We start from the raw sequence: 12,750 nt of genomic DNA, 5'->3' as shown, positions 1-12,750 counted from the left end.
CCGATTGTGCCAGGTCCACCCGGAGGCGTCACACGGATTCCGGCCCCGGGGATCCGGGAGGCCCCTACCGCGCCTCAGCTGCTCAGCGGCACGCCGGAAGCGTCAACACCCCACGGCGCCTCGCCGGGGCGGGCCACCAGGATGAGGATGCCCTCGATGAAGGCCCAGATGGCGATCGGAAGAGCCAGGATCCCGCAGCTCAAGAGCGTGCCCAGGAGCTGGAAGAGAGCCTTGCCCGTGTAGCCCAGGTAGAAGTTGTGGATCCCGAGGGTGCCGAGGAACAGCGCCAGGATGCCTGCGGCCACCTTGGACTTGCTCGGATAGCCGGGAGGACCGTAAGCGGGAACGGGGCCGTAGCCGGGAGGAGCACTGTAGCCAGGGGGCGCGTTGTATCCGGGCTGGGGCCCGTAAGCGCCTTGCGGGTCATACCCCGGCTGGGCGCCGGGAGCGTAGGGGCCGCCGTAGGGCGGGTACCCACCTGACGGGTAGTCCGTGGGGACGGGCCCCGCGGGCAGCGCCGGCACATCCGGCCAAGGACTCGCCGTGAGCCCAGTCGGATCAGTGGGCTCGTGAGGGTTGGAGGGATCGGTCATGCGCTCATCACACCTATGAAGACGTCAGGGAATCCGTTGGCGAGTGTAGTGGGCAAACGCGTCGCCGACGCGGTTCGCGAGGCCCCTGCGCAGGCCAATTTGCGTAGACGGCCGGAGTCTGGGTTAGACTTCCGCACGCACCTGGGACGCACGTCCTCTGGTGCCACGCGGGTGTAGTTCAATGGTAGAACTTCAGCTTCCCAAGCTGACAGCGCGGGTTCGATTCCCGTCACCCGCTCCAGCCCGAGGGTCCGGACCGTCACGGTTCGGGCCCTCGTTGTTGCGCGGCCCTGGTTGGCGCGCGCGGAGGCGGCCTCGGGGTGGCAGCCTGTGGGGCCGGGGGCATTCGACGCCGTCGAGAACAGGGCTGCACGGCCGGGGACATTTCTGTACGGCCGAGTGCGTGTCCTTCCGGCCGGGGACAGTCGACGCCGTCGGGGACAGGATTCCCGTCCCCGCACGCGTGACATGTCCCCGACCGGAAGAGAAAGTCCCCGACCGCGTGGAGTGGCCCCAGCGGCGCCAGCCAGCCCTGCCGGCCAGGGGTCAGGACAGGACGGCCTGCAGGTTGACCTGGGCGCTGCCCAGGATGGCGGCCGGGTCGCCTCCGGCCAGCCCGGGCAGCTCGTTGTCGAAGGTGGCGATGACGTCCGAGGTGCCGGAGGCGGAGGGCACGGGCTGGGAGTACTCGACGCCGGCCAGGAAGGCCGCCTGGTCGGCGTGCTTGCCCTTCCAGGTCTCGCCGGCGGACTTGCCGGCGGGGACCGTGCCCGCCGCACCGGCCAGGGCCACCTGCCGCTCGGCAGCGGTGAGGTACTCCACGAGCTTGATGGCGTCGGCCTTGTGCTTGGACGCCTCCACGACTCCGTAGAAGGTGGGGAACTGCAGGGTCCCCTTGCCGCCGCTGCCGGCCGGCAGCTCGACCACCTTGTAGGAGATGCCCGAGTAGGTGTCCGCCAGGGTCTTGGTCAGGGCCTCGGTCTCGATCACCATGGCGGCCTGCCCCTGGCCGAAGGCGTCGGCGGCGGATCCGGCGGGCAGGTCGGCGCCCCAGCCGGCCGACCCGGAGGACAGGAGCGTCTTGACCTGGGTCAGGCCCGCCACCGAGCCCTCCGAGGAGGCTGTGGCCTTCGTACCGTCGGCGCTGGTCAGTCCCCCACCGCCCTGGACGAGGAAGGCGCCCACACGCGTGTAGGAGGCATCGAGGGTCAGGCCGACGACCCCGCCGGAGGTGAGCTTGGCGGCCACCTGGTCGAGCTGCTCCCAGCTGGTCGGGAAGTCCGAGTCGCTCAGGCCCGCGGCCGACCACAGCGAGGTGTTGACGTACAGGGCGAGCGTGGAGACATCCCGGGGCGCCGCGGCGATCTTCTCCTGCCGGGTGGCACTGGTCAGCAGCGCGGGGTTCGCGTCCTTGACGGCGGCCGCCCCCCTGTCCCAGGAGTGCAGGGCACCGGCGTAGCTGGACAGCTGGGCCGGGTCGAGGACGACGACGTCGATGCTCGGCTCGGCCGTGATCCCACGGGCCAGCTCCTGGGAGACGTCGGAGACGGGCTTGATGTCCACCTCCACCTTGGTCTCCTTGGTGAATGCCTCCACCGCCTTGGACAGCGCCTCCGCGGCGGCCTCGCCCGCGTCGGGGACGATGAGCGCCATCTTGCCCTCCTCGGTGGCCTCGTCCTTCGACTTCGACGAGCAGGCGGCGAGGGTGGCCGCGGCGGCCAGCCCCAGAGAGGTCAGGGCGAACGTCCTGCGGGTGAGCATCATGTGTTCTCCTAGAGGGAATCCCGGAGTGCCCGGGAGCGGGATGAGCCCGGGGCCGCGACGGCGCCTGTGGGCTCGCGATGAGCGACGTCGGGCGGGGACGGCGGGAGGGCACTGCGGGCCCCGCGTCGCCAGGAGGAAGCGTAGGCCATGTGGGTGGCGAGCTCGGACTCGAGCCCCCGCCCTCACCTCACAGGAGATCGCGCAGGGCCAGCACGACGACGCCGGTGGCCGCCGCGTCCACGAGGAACCAGCTGGCCAGCCACACCCCGGCGGGCACCCGGGTCAGGTGGGCCAGGGTGCGGTGGTCCTGGCTCGGGTCGCGCGAGGCGGCGACGTCGCGCAGGGAGTCCCAGGCCCCCACCAGCAGGGCCAGCCCGGTCCCGGCGACGACGCCGTCGCGCCACTGCCCGCCCCACCACCACAGGGCCCCGGTCAAAGCGGCCACGAGCAGGACCAGCAGGACCGTGCGCACGGAGCGGGACATGACCAGCAGGACCGCCAGGAGGACCAGACCCAGCAGCAGGACCGCGCTCGCCCAGCCCTTGAGGGCCAGGAGCACGACGACGGCGCCGAGGACGGCGGGGGCGGGGTAGCCGGCCCAGGAGGTGGCCACCCGGCCGGGCCCGGTGGGCTTGCCGGCGGTGACGGCGTGCCCGGACAGGTCCCGGCTCACCACGAATCCGAGGAAGCGCCGTCCCACCATGAGGCCGACGGCGGCGTGCCCGGCCTCGTGGACGATCGTCACCAGGGTGCGTCCCCAGCGGCGGGCCGGGGCCCAGGCCAGGACGATGAGGAGGATCGCCAGCGCCGGCCACAGCACGCCGGGATCCAGGCCGACGACGCTCGAGGCGCGGGCCAGCAGGTCGTTCCAGGTGTCAGTCCAGCTCAAGTTCACGAGCGGAAGTCTGCCAGGCCCGCCCGCGTGCACGGCAGGCCGCGGCTCACGCTGTCAGCCGACCGCGCTGTGACGAAGCGAACCGGGGGCCTCGGCTCCCTCCAGGGGCTCGGTGGCGCGGGGCTGGGCAATGATCGGCACCGCGTGGGCGGGCTGGCGGGCCCCCACCGCCCGCAGCACGAAGGCGTCCAGGCTCTCCAGGTAGGCCCGCCGCTGCTCCGGATCCGAGGGGGTCGGGCGCCCGCCCATGACGGTGGCGTGGATGAGGGGGATGACCTGCTCGGGCTCCTGGGCGGGGATGAGCCCCTGGTCCATGGCGTCGGTGAGGATCGAGGAGAGCATCTGGGCCACGAGTGCCCCGTGGGCCTTGAGGCGCCCGGCGGTCCCGCGCGAGACCGCCCCGGACAGGGGCCCCGAGGTCGGGAAGTGGAAGTGCCGGGCGATGAGGGCCTGCTGGCGCACGTAGATGCGCAAGCGGTCGATCGGGTCCTGGGTGCCGGCCAGCGCCCGGGAGAGTTCCTCGGCGTAGCGGCCGGCCTCGTGCTCCATGAAGGCCAGGAGGAGGTCCTCCTTGTCCGCGAAGTGGTTGTAGACGGCCGTGCGCCCCACGCCCGCGTGGTTGGCGACGTCGGACAGGGTGATCTTGTCGAAGCTGCGCTGGCTCATGAGCTCGGACAGCGCCTGGAACAGGGCGGTGCGCGTGCGCTCTCGATGCTCGGCCAGTGAGGAACCCAGAATCTTCGGCATGAGGCAACCCTAACTTACGAGATGACGCGGACGATAGAAGTGTCAGAAACTGGGACGGGCCGGCGCCGTGGGACTGCTGACGTCCTCGGGCCCGCGACCCCGGGGAGGGCCGCCCGCCTGCGCCCCGCCGTCGGCGCCCCGGTGTCCATCAGCGTCTCAGGGCGTCCACGAGCGCGTCGATGATCGGCAGGTCCGCCTCCAGCCACGGCAGCCGGCGCAGCTGGTCGGGCGGATCCAGGCGCACCCACTCCAGGCGTTGGTGGTCGCCTCCGGCCCTGCCCCGCTCCCAGGGGTGGGCGGGCTCGGCCAGCCACACCCGCATCCTGAAGCCGTGCATGGCCGGCCAGGCCGGGGCGTCGTCGCCGGGAACGCTGTTCGGTGGCGCCGCAACCGCCAGCTGTCGGGGAACGACGAGCTCGGGCCCCAGGCGGACGCCCAGACCGATCTCCTCGTCCAGCTCGCGGGCCAGGGCCTGCTCGGGCCGCTCGGCGGGCTCGACCTTGCCCCCGGGCAGCTCGAACTGACCGGCGTGCTCAGGCGGGTAGGAGCGGGCCGCGCACAGCAGGGTGGTCGGATGCTCCAGGTCGTCCAGGACCGCGGCCGCCACGACGAGGCGGGAGGCCCGCCCCGTATCGGAGTCACTCACCAGGGCTTTCCCCCTCCTTCGCCGCCGCCGGACTCCTCAGTGGTTCCCGGGCTGCCGTTGTTGCGGTCCCGCAGTCGCTTGGCCCGGTCATCGACCGGGGTCGGGGTCGGCTTGGCGCTCGGGGTGCCGGAGGAGGTCTCGCCCGGCGAGCTCGACGACGACGGGCTCGAGCTCGGGTCGCTGCTGGGCTGGGAGGAGGCGCTCGAGCTCGGGTCACTGCTGGGCTGAGAGGAGGGGTTCGAGCTCGGGTCACTGCTGGGCGTGGCCGAGGGGTTCGAGCTCGGGTCGCTGCTGGGCGTGGCCGAGGGGTTCGGGCTCGGGGAGGGATTCTGCTCGGGCGGGGGCGGCACCTCGCAGGCATCGGCCGCCTTCTTGGCCGCCTCGATGTGCTCAGTGACCGCCGCGGAGCTCCCGCTCTCCTGGGCCTGGGCCGCCAGGGTGAGGTGGGCGACGTACAGGTTGGTGCGCACCATGCACTCCGGGGAGCCGGCCTCCTTCACCTTGGTCTCCGGGTCAACCTTGGCCTTGGGCGCCTCGCTGAGAGCCTGGTTGAGGGTCGTCACCGCGGAGGTCGGATCCTTCGCGGCGAGCTGACCGGTGCCCAGGTTGAAGTGGACGCGCCACTGCTCCAGCCACGGATTGATCCTGGCGACCGTGCGGTAGCGCGACAGGGCCGTGTCGTAGTGGCCCGCTGCCGCGGCGCGGTTTCCGGCCAGGGAGATGAGGAAGATCGAGCCGAGCCACAGGGAGATGATGGTGACCAGAGCCGCGGGCACCCCGCCGATCGCCAGGAGTCGACGACGCCGCTTGAGGCGGGCCTCGCGCCGCCTGGGGTCCTCGGGGGCCTGGGAGGAGGCATCGTCCTTCGGGTCCGCGTTCTGCAGGTAGTCGACCTCCTGCTCCGAGGGGGCACCGCCTGCCCCTGGCGCACCCGGGGCATTCTGTGCGCCGTCGGCAGCACCGGGCTGCGTCCCGCCGCCGCCCTGCCCGGGGACCTCGCCGGGGGTGTGTCCTGTCGTCATCATCGTCCCCTTCCCATGAGAAGCCGCAGGCGACGGTCGGCTCGCATGAGGTCGAGGATCTCCCACAGCAGCAGACCGAAGGCGATGAGTCCCAGTGGCCAGGTCAGGTACACCCGGGCGTTGGTCTTGGCCCGCCCGTCGGAGGTGACGGCCTCGATGTCGAGGTTGGTGAACTTGCTCGTCGGGTCATCCCCCGAGCCGCCGGTGCGGTGGTAGTAGGGCAGCCCCAGGTCCTTGGCCACCTTCTGGAGCTCCTCGGCGTCGATCTTCGACACCCCGGGCTGCCCGCCCTGGCCGTCGGTGATGTAGTCGGACTGGGTGTGCTCGCCGGTGGACGGCGAGCCGTCGTAGCTGCGCATCTTGCCGCCCTCGGTCGAGCCGTAGCCCAGCACTGCTCCGCCGTCGACGAGACCGGCCAGGGACTGCCAGGAGATGCCGGCGTTGTCGGCCGTCTGAGCGCCGCGGCCGTTGTCGGTGGCCTCGCCGTCGGAGAAGATGTAGACGAGGCGGATGTCCTTGGGCTCGGACTGGCGGGACTGCGCCAGCGTCTGCCCCAGCACCGGAAGCGCCACCTCCAGCGAGGAGCCGACGGAGTGGCCCGTGACCTCCTGCTTGAAGGAGCCGATCCAGGCGTCGACGGCGTTGGTGTCGTGAGTCAGCGGCAGCTCCCTGGCCGCCGTGTTGTCCAGGGCGATGATGGAGAAGCGCGAGTCCGGGAAGGCCTCACGGATGGCCCGCATGTCGGCGCGCACGCCGTCGAGCCTGGTGGAGGCCGACTGGTCGACGCCGTCGGGCCCCTTGCCCTGGTAGTCCTCCGCGGCCATGGAACCGGTGCGGTCCACCACCATGTAGATCTCCACGTTGGAGACGCTGATGGCCTCGCTGCCGCGGATCGCCGGCCCCGCCAGCGCCAGCACGATGACGACGACGATGGCCAGGCGCCTCCACCAGGCCCGGCGAGCGGCCGGCTCGGCATCGTCACGGACCAGGCGGCGTCGGGCCACGATGAGCAACCCCGTCAGGGCGGCCGCCACGAGCAGGACAAGGATCCACCAGGTGACCGGGATGAACGCGAAGTCCCCGATGATCGGAACCGGCTTCATGCTCGCCTCCAGGTGGTCAGTCCCAGGTAGCCCAGAAGCACCAGTGAGAGCGTGATGACGAGCCGCTGGGGGACGTCGGTGCGGCGGGTCTGCTTGCGGCCCCCGAGCGCGGAGACCTCGGTCTTCTCCAGCTCCTTGACGATCTGGCCCCCAGTGCCGGAGTCCTCGACGTCGTAGAAGCGCCCCTTGCCCTGCTCCTCGGTGACGGTCTTGAGCTCCTCGCGGGACTCCTCGGGAGTCTTGTCGAGCAGGTCCTGGTAGGGCTGGTCCTCGTCGGCGCCGTAGATGGAGAACAGGCGGATCTTGCGCTCGGCCAGGAGCTTGGCGGCGTCGGGCAGGGGATAGATCTGCTCGTTGTCGGGGTCGATGACCTGGTTGTCGGTGGCCAGGATGATGGAGCGGGAGCGCTCCAGGCCCTGGTTGTCGAAGGCCTGGGCACACGAGGCGAGCCCGTCGCCGGCCAGGGAGGAGCCGTTGATGCTGGAGTTCACCGTGCCGCCGAAGGCCTCCTGGTAGGCGAGCTGCTGCTTGTAGGTGACGTTCTCCGGGTCGATGTCCAGCACGTCGCCCAGCTCGCTGAGCTGGTCACGCAGCAGCTCGTAGTCGTCCGTGAGCGGCACGATGGTCTGCGCGGCCGAGTTCCAGGCCACGATCCCCACCCGCTCGCCGTCGAAGTCCTCCAGGATCTCGGAGAAGGTCGTCAGGACCGAGGAGTCGATCCTGACCATCGACGTCGACACGTCCAGGCACAGGACGATGTCTCGGTTGGCCAGGGCGTCGGAGCGCTCGGTGACGCGCACGGGCCGACCGGCGATGGCGGCGGCGCTCACCAGGCCCGAGACCAGCAGGACCGCCAGGAGCGCGTGCAGCCAGCGCTGAGCCCGGATGCGCTTGCGCACCGCCGGCAGCTGGAACAGGCTCGCCGAGTTGGCCAGACGGCGGGGCAGCTCGACGACCTGCTCGCTCCCCCGTCGGCTCCAGGACAGCCCGGAGCGCTTGGGCGCCCCGGTGGAAGGTCCCAGGCCGGAGCGGCGGTCGATGATGAACACCGCGATGATCGCCGCAGCGGCGATGACGACGAGAACAATGAACAACCAGAGCATCACCATCGGGTGACCACCTCCCTGGCGTGGGTAAGGGCCTCCTGCGCGGCGGCCTGCGGCTCACGGTCGAAGGAGGGCTGCTCCCACACGGCCAGCAGCTCTCCGACGTGCCCCAGCGGGTTGATGTCCAGGGGACGGCCCGCCGCGCGCACACTGCGCCGGCGCTCCTCCACCGAGCTCGGCCCGGCGGTCGCGGCCATGTCGAGGATCTCCGAGACCGTGGCGGTGGTGATCTCCTCCCCGCTGCGGGCCTCGGCGAAGCCGCGCAGCAGCGCGGCCAGCTCCAGGTGCAGCTCGCGCAGGTCCAGATCACCGGCGTCCCAGCGCTGGGAGATCTCGCTGAGACGCTCACCCCACTGGCGGCGCTCACGGGGCGCCATGGGGATGTCTCCGACCTCCTGGGAGATGTCGCGGCGGGTCACCAGGAAGGTCCGCAGCAGCCAGGCGGTCACCAGCAGGAGGCCGACGACCATGACGATGACCATCCAAATCGGCATGAGGACCGGGGGCATGATCTGCATGGGTCACCGCCTCCCTCTGGCCACGGCGGCGCGCTCACGCTGGAGGAGCTCGGCGATGGAATCGATGAGCGTCTCCTCGGAGGAGACGACGCCGTACTCCAGGTGCCGGGCGTCGAGCACCTGCTCGACGCTGGTGCGCCACTGCTCGCGCACCACGGCCGCCTGAGCGGCCAGGTAGGAGTCCGCGCGCAGGAAGGCGGGGATCTCGAAGGGCAGGTCGATGTCCCGCCCGCGGCCGCCGTCCGGGCGCAGCGGGTCGTCGTCCTCGATCTGGACGACGATCATCTCGTGCTGGATCGACAGGCGCCGCAGCCAGGTCGCGGCGTCGGGGCCGGGGTGGGCGGTGTCGGTGATGAGGATGACCAGGCTGCGGCGGCGGTGCCAGGTGCTCACCCGCTCCATGAGGCGCGGCAGGCTGGAGGGAGGGGCCCCGGGGGCCAGCTCGAAGACGCCGGGCGCCCCCTCAACGGGAGCGTCGAGGTCCTCGTAGGTGCGGGCCAGCAGCGCCAGCAGGGTCTCCACGTGCTTGGCCCCGGAACGGGCCGGACGCGAGATCATCCGGCCGGCGTCACCGGCCACGAGCGCCACCGAGTCCCCCCGCATCCGGGCCAGGTAGGCGAAGACCTCCGCCACTCCCAGGGCCAGGTCGCGCTTGTCCTCGCCCGAGGGGGTCATCGCCGCCATGGTCCGGCCCGTGTCCACGGCCAGCACCATGGGCATCATGGACTCGCGCTGGTAGCGCTTGATGACCGGCTGCCCCAGGCGGGCCGAGGACTTCCAGTCGATGTCGGAGATGTCGTCGCCGGGCCGGTAGAAGGACATGTCGTCGAAGTCCTGCCCGCGTCCGACGAACACCGACTTGTGGCGCCCGTCGAGCAGCCCCGTGGCGCGGCGCAGGGTCGGCAGGCTCAGAGCCGCGCGCAGACGCTCGATCCGCGAACCGCGCCGGCCCTCGCCGGAATCGGACTCGGGCGCCCCGGGAGCGCCGTGTACCTCCGTGCTCATCGCTGTGCTGGTCCCCACCGGGCTCAGGGCGTGGGGACGGCCGCGAAGATGGCGTCGATGATCGCCTCGGGCGCGACTCCGTCGGCCAGGGCGTCATAGGTGAGCACCAGCCGGTGGCGCAGCACCCCGTGACGCAGCAGGCGGACGTCGTCGGGGATGACGTAGGTGCGCCCCTCCTGGAGGGCGACGGCCTGGGCCACCTTCATGAGCGCGATGCCTCCACGGGGGGAGGCCCCCACGCGCACCTGGCGGTCCAGGCCGGGCACGGGCCGCGGTCCTCCGCCGCGGGAGGTGTTGATGAGGGCGACGATGTACTGCTTGATGACGGGATCGACGTAGACCCGCTCGGCGGCCCGCTGCAGCCACTCGACGTCGTCGGTGGAGATGGGCCGACCGGTCACGGGCTGGTCGAAGGTCCCGTTGGAGATGCGGTCCAGGACGTCGGCCTCCTCGGAGGGCCGCGGGTAGGTGAGCACCTCCTTCATGAGGAAGCGGTCCATCTGCGCCTCGGGCAGGACGTAGGTGCCCTCCTCCTCGATGGGGTTCTGGGTGGCCAGGACCATGAAGGGGTGGGGCAGGGGGTAGACGACGCCGCCGATGGAGGTCTGGCGCTCCTGCATGGCCTCGAGCATGGCCGACTGGGTCTTGGCGCTGGAGCGGTTGATCTCGTCGAGCAGGACGATGTTGGCGTGGACCGGCCCCAGCTGGGTGGTCATCTCGCCGGTGGAGGAGTTGAGGATCTGGGTGCCCACGATGTCGTTGGGCATGAGGTCGGGCGTGCACTGGATGCGCCGGAAGGAGCCGGAGACCGCCGAGGCCAGCGTCTGGGCGGCGGTGGTCTTGGCCAGGCCCGGCACCGACTCCAGCAGGATGTGCCCACTGGACATGAGGGCGGTCACCAGGGCCCTGCGCAGCTGCTCCTGACCGACGACGCGCTGGGAGAAGATGTTGGCCACTGACTTGAGCAGCTCGCCGGCGCGCTCCACGTCGGCGTCCCCGGCGCCTCGACGGCTGGAGGCGGCCCGGGCCTCGCGGCGCAGCGTCTCGCGGGAGGGCAGGGGGCCGGTGTCGACCTTCTCCTCGGCCGGCGCCGCCGGTCCGGAGGGGTAGCCGGGAACCGTCATCCTGGATGACGCGGTCGGCACGGAGCCGGCCCCGGCGGTCTGCGGGTCGATCTGAGGAGGGACCGAGGGCGGCTGCTGCGCCGAGGCCGCAGTCCCCTGCCCGGCAGAGGAACCGACGGGCTGACCGGCCGCTCGGGCCGCCGGCTGCCCGGCCGGCTGGCCGCTGGGCTGACCGTACTGCTGGCCACTGCCCCAGCCACCCGGCTGACTGCCGGGTTGGGCGCGGTGCTCGGGCTGCATGCTCATGGTTCTCCTCGCTCAGTTCTGGCTTGATTCCTCGCGCCACGTGCTCGCGCCTGGATAGGCGACGCATTGGCAGGCTATACGAGCCGGGGCCACCTGTGGCGCGAGCGACGGGGAAGTCCTCCCCACAGCGCCGGCAAGCCTCCACTTTTCACCGGGTTCACGCCACTTTGAAGGAAATGTGAGACGAGTCGTCACGGGGTGGCCGCCCCGGGATCAGAGCTGGCCGAGGTTCACCCGGCTCCCGGCCAGGCTCAGCCGGAGCCCGTCATTGGTGACGATGGCGCTGGTCGGACGCAGCCCCGACGGCAGGGACTTCGCGGGGATCGTGATCTGCGGGGAGTCCAGCCCGACATAGCTGAGCATGCTGTCCTGCCCCGTGCCGACGTCGACGCCGAGGGTGTTCCCGCTCATCCGGGTGGAAGTGATGGTCAGGATCAGGCTGCCGTCGACACCCAGCGACGGGGCGATCTCAGCCTCACCACGCAGACCGAGCACGGACATCGAGGCCTGGATGACCCCCGGATCCTGGGCGCTCGTCCCGGTACGCTTGGCCTGAAGGGTGATGCCCTTGAGCTTGGGGTGCGATGCGGCGGCGAGCGTGGCCACCTGCTGCCAGCTGACGGTGCCCGTCGCCGCCACCGTGTCGGTCTGATAGGGCTTGTGCAGGCTGATGTGGCTCAGATCGACGTCGACGTCGCTGAGCGTGACCGAGGCGTTGCTCTGCCCCTTGGAGGTGATCGTCAGGCTCGGGGAGTCCACGCTCAGACTGTCCAGTGAGCCGCCGACGACCTGACTCAGAACGATTCCCCTGGTGGCGATCCGGGCGTCCGGACTGAGCCCCGGCAGGGCCGAGCGCACGGCGGAGTCGACCTGCCCGCGCACGAGGTACTCCGCCCCGACAGCCCCGGCGCTCAGGATGACGACGAGCACCACCAGGACAGCCACCCACCGTCGAGCGCGACGTCGGCCGGCAGGGCGGGGAAAGTCATCCTCGAAGAACTCCTCCTGCGAGAGGTCGTCCTCCTCGGGATCGTCCGCCAGGACCTCATCGAGGAGGGCCCGATCGGAGAGCTCCTCCTCGGTCACGTCCTCGCGCGCCCGAGGCGAGTCCGCGTCACTGTGGTGACTCATCGCTCCTCGCGCCACGTCATCGCCTCGGCGCCGACGGCGAGCTCTGGGCTACCGGGGCGGTGCTCACTGAGCGCTCGGCCGTCTGGTCGGCGGGGGCCTGGTTGGCGGCCCACTCCTCGTCAAGCATGTAGAGGTCCTCGGCGGTGACCATGAGAGTGGACACGGCGTGCTCCACCAGGGCGGTACGCCGGTTGGAGGCGGCTCCGGCCACCCGGCCGCCGCGCAGCCCGCGCACCCCCACCCGGTCGAGCTTCTCGCAGACGTTGTCGAGCTTGCGATTGAACTTGGTCAGCGGCCAACCCAGGCGCGCCGCGGCCGCCGCGGAGGAGGGGATCTCGGCGGCCCCGGTCCCGGCCCGTTTGAGCACCGGCTCGGACAGCGCCAGGACGAGCAGCAGCTGGGAGCGGGTCATCGGAGTCACCCCGATGGTGGTCTGGCCGGAGGACTGGCGCACGCCGTCGATCCCGGAGAAACGGTCCTCCCCGGAGGTGATGAGGTTGATCTCGTAGGTGGTGGGGCCTGCGGAGAAGGTGAGGATGACCCGTGGGAAGACCAGCGGCATACGGGCGCCCGGGGCCAGCCGGGACTGGACCAGCCCCTCGCCGTCGGTCAGGGTGGCCGACAACCGCGAGCCCTCGTTGGCGATCCACCAGAGGTTCTCGGAGTGGGCGAAGACCAGGAAGCGGCGGTGGAGGTAGGGGTTGTCGTCGATATCGAGGTCTCCGCCTCGGCCGATGACGAAGGTGTCGGCCGGAGCGACCCGGTGAATCTCTCCGGAGAAGTCCAGGACGAGCTCGTCGGGCTGCTCAGGATCGACCTCCGGCATCTCCGTCCACGTCAGGTCGCTCAT

At 71.2% G+C, this 12,750-nt stretch carries 13 protein-coding genes and 1 tRNA gene; 1 reads left to right on the top strand and 13 read right to left on the bottom strand.

The window, feature by feature from the left end; all coding sequences use genetic code 11:
- Window positions 1-74: 74 nt before the first annotated feature.
- On the bottom strand, window positions 75-593 hold the full coding sequence (locus HMPREF9058_RS13685) for a TM2 domain-containing protein (RefSeq protein WP_254654013.1): 519 nt from the start codon (window positions 591-593) through the stop codon (window positions 75-77).
- A gap of 167 nt (window positions 594-760) precedes the next feature.
- Between HMPREF9058_RS13685 and HMPREF9058_RS00395 the strand changes: the two genes are divergently transcribed.
- Window positions 761-834: transfer RNA gene (locus tag HMPREF9058_RS00395), tRNA-Gly, on the top strand.
- Window positions 835-1,139: 305 nt separating this feature from the next.
- On the opposite strand, the gene HMPREF9058_RS00390 is transcribed toward HMPREF9058_RS00395, so the two are convergent.
- The 12 genes from HMPREF9058_RS00390 to HMPREF9058_RS00335 all read right to left on the bottom strand — a co-directional run bounded on the left by HMPREF9058_RS00390 (window position 1,140) and on the right by HMPREF9058_RS00335 (window position 12,750).
- Window positions 1,140-2,357 carry an extracellular solute-binding protein gene (locus HMPREF9058_RS00390; protein ID WP_009406094.1) on the bottom strand — a complete coding sequence of 406 codons (1,218 nt, stop codon included), beginning with the start codon at window positions 2,355-2,357 and terminating at the stop codon, window positions 1,140-1,142.
- A 187-nt stretch (window positions 2,358-2,544) separates the two neighbouring features.
- Window positions 2,545-3,252 (bottom strand): M50 family metallopeptidase, encoded by a 708-nt coding sequence (locus HMPREF9058_RS00385; protein WP_009405540.1) that lies wholly within the window; start codon window positions 3,250-3,252, stop codon window positions 2,545-2,547.
- Window positions 3,253-3,306: 54 nt separating this feature from the next.
- A complete protein-coding gene (locus tag HMPREF9058_RS00380) occupies window positions 3,307-3,999 on the bottom strand; it encodes a TetR/AcrR family transcriptional regulator (RefSeq protein ID WP_009406248.1) in 693 nt (230 codons plus the stop codon).
- 148 nt (window positions 4,000-4,147) lie between these two features.
- A complete protein-coding gene (locus HMPREF9058_RS00375) occupies window positions 4,148-4,645 on the bottom strand; it encodes an NUDIX domain-containing protein (protein WP_009747338.1) in 498 nt (165 codons plus the stop codon).
- On the bottom strand, window positions 4,642-5,667 hold the full coding sequence (locus HMPREF9058_RS00370) for a hypothetical protein (RefSeq protein WP_254654012.1): 1,026 nt from the start codon (window positions 5,665-5,667) through the stop codon (window positions 4,642-4,644). Before HMPREF9058_RS00370 ends, HMPREF9058_RS00375 begins: the two co-directional genes overlap by 4 nt.
- Window positions 5,667-6,770: a VWA domain-containing protein gene (locus HMPREF9058_RS00365; protein WP_009406415.1), complete on the bottom strand. Its 1,104-nt coding sequence runs from the start codon at window positions 6,768-6,770 to the stop codon at window positions 5,667-5,669. Before HMPREF9058_RS00365 ends, HMPREF9058_RS00370 begins: the two co-directional genes overlap by 1 nt.
- Window positions 6,767-7,879: a VWA domain-containing protein gene (locus HMPREF9058_RS00360; protein ID WP_003787792.1), complete on the bottom strand. Its 1,113-nt coding sequence runs from the start codon at window positions 7,877-7,879 to the stop codon at window positions 6,767-6,769. Before HMPREF9058_RS00360 ends, HMPREF9058_RS00365 begins: the two co-directional genes overlap by 4 nt.
- Window positions 7,873-8,394 (bottom strand): hypothetical protein, encoded by a 522-nt coding sequence (locus tag HMPREF9058_RS00355; RefSeq protein WP_009405425.1) that lies wholly within the window; start codon window positions 8,392-8,394, stop codon window positions 7,873-7,875. Before HMPREF9058_RS00355 ends, HMPREF9058_RS00360 begins: the two co-directional genes overlap by 7 nt.
- A gap of 3 nt (window positions 8,395-8,397) precedes the next feature.
- Window positions 8,398-9,399 carry a DUF58 domain-containing protein gene (locus HMPREF9058_RS00350; protein WP_003787794.1) on the bottom strand — a complete coding sequence of 334 codons (1,002 nt, stop codon included), beginning with the start codon at window positions 9,397-9,399 and terminating at the stop codon, window positions 8,398-8,400.
- Window positions 9,400-9,422: 23 nt separating this feature from the next.
- Window positions 9,423-10,763: a MoxR family ATPase gene (locus tag HMPREF9058_RS00345; protein WP_139018953.1), complete on the bottom strand. Its 1,341-nt coding sequence runs from the start codon at window positions 10,761-10,763 to the stop codon at window positions 9,423-9,425.
- A gap of 219 nt (window positions 10,764-10,982) precedes the next feature.
- Window positions 10,983-11,900, bottom strand: a complete 918-nt coding sequence (locus HMPREF9058_RS00340) for a DUF2993 domain-containing protein (protein WP_009406323.1) — start codon at window positions 11,898-11,900, stop codon at window positions 10,983-10,985.
- A 16-nt stretch (window positions 11,901-11,916) separates the two neighbouring features.
- Window positions 11,917-12,750, bottom strand: a complete 834-nt coding sequence (locus tag HMPREF9058_RS00335) for a hypothetical protein (RefSeq protein WP_009405622.1) — start codon at window positions 12,748-12,750, stop codon at window positions 11,917-11,919.

This window comes from Actinomyces sp. oral taxon 175 str. F0384, assembly GCF_000223355.1.
GTDB classification, from domain to species: domain Bacteria; phylum Actinomycetota; class Actinomycetes; order Actinomycetales; family Actinomycetaceae; genus Actinomyces; species Actinomyces oris.
This window is presented reverse-complemented; position numbering and strand designations above follow the sequence as displayed.

What these genes read in the sequence shown, in the direction of transcription:
- HMPREF9058_RS00365 (WP_009406415.1), bottom strand. Translation starts at nt 6,770, where the DNA reads ATGAAGCCGGTTCCGATCATCGGGGACTTCGCGTTCATCCCGGTCACC.
- HMPREF9058_RS00390 (WP_009406094.1), bottom strand. Translation starts at nt 2,357, where the DNA reads ATGATGCTCACCCGCAGGACGTTCGCCCTGACCTCTCTGGGGCTGGCC.
- HMPREF9058_RS00335 (WP_009405622.1), bottom strand. Translation starts at nt 12,750, where the DNA reads ATGAGCGACCTGACGTGGACGGAGATGCCGGAGGTCGATCCTGAGCAG.
- HMPREF9058_RS00380 (WP_009406248.1), bottom strand. Translation starts at nt 3,999, where the DNA reads ATGCCGAAGATTCTGGGTTCCTCACTGGCCGAGCATCGAGAGCGCACG.
- HMPREF9058_RS00360 (WP_003787792.1), bottom strand. Translation starts at nt 7,879, where the DNA reads ATGGTGATGCTCTGGTTGTTCATTGTTCTCGTCGTCATCGCCGCTGCG.
- HMPREF9058_RS00355 (WP_009405425.1), bottom strand. Translation starts at nt 8,394, where the DNA reads ATGCAGATCATGCCCCCGGTCCTCATGCCGATTTGGATGGTCATCGTC.
- HMPREF9058_RS00340 (WP_009406323.1), bottom strand. Translation starts at nt 11,900, where the DNA reads ATGAGTCACCACAGTGACGCGGACTCGCCTCGGGCGCGCGAGGACGTG.
- HMPREF9058_RS13685 (WP_254654013.1), bottom strand. Translation starts at nt 593, where the DNA reads ATGACCGATCCCTCCAACCCTCACGAGCCCACTGATCCGACTGGGCTC.
- HMPREF9058_RS00350 (WP_003787794.1), bottom strand. Translation starts at nt 9,399, where the DNA reads ATGAGCACGGAGGTACACGGCGCTCCCGGGGCGCCCGAGTCCGATTCC.
- HMPREF9058_RS00345 (WP_139018953.1), bottom strand. Translation starts at nt 10,763, where the DNA reads ATGCAGCCCGAGCACCGCGCCCAACCCGGCAGTCAGCCGGGTGGCTGG.
- HMPREF9058_RS00370 (WP_254654012.1), bottom strand. Translation starts at nt 5,667, where the DNA reads ATGACGACAGGACACACCCCCGGCGAGGTCCCCGGGCAGGGCGGCGGC.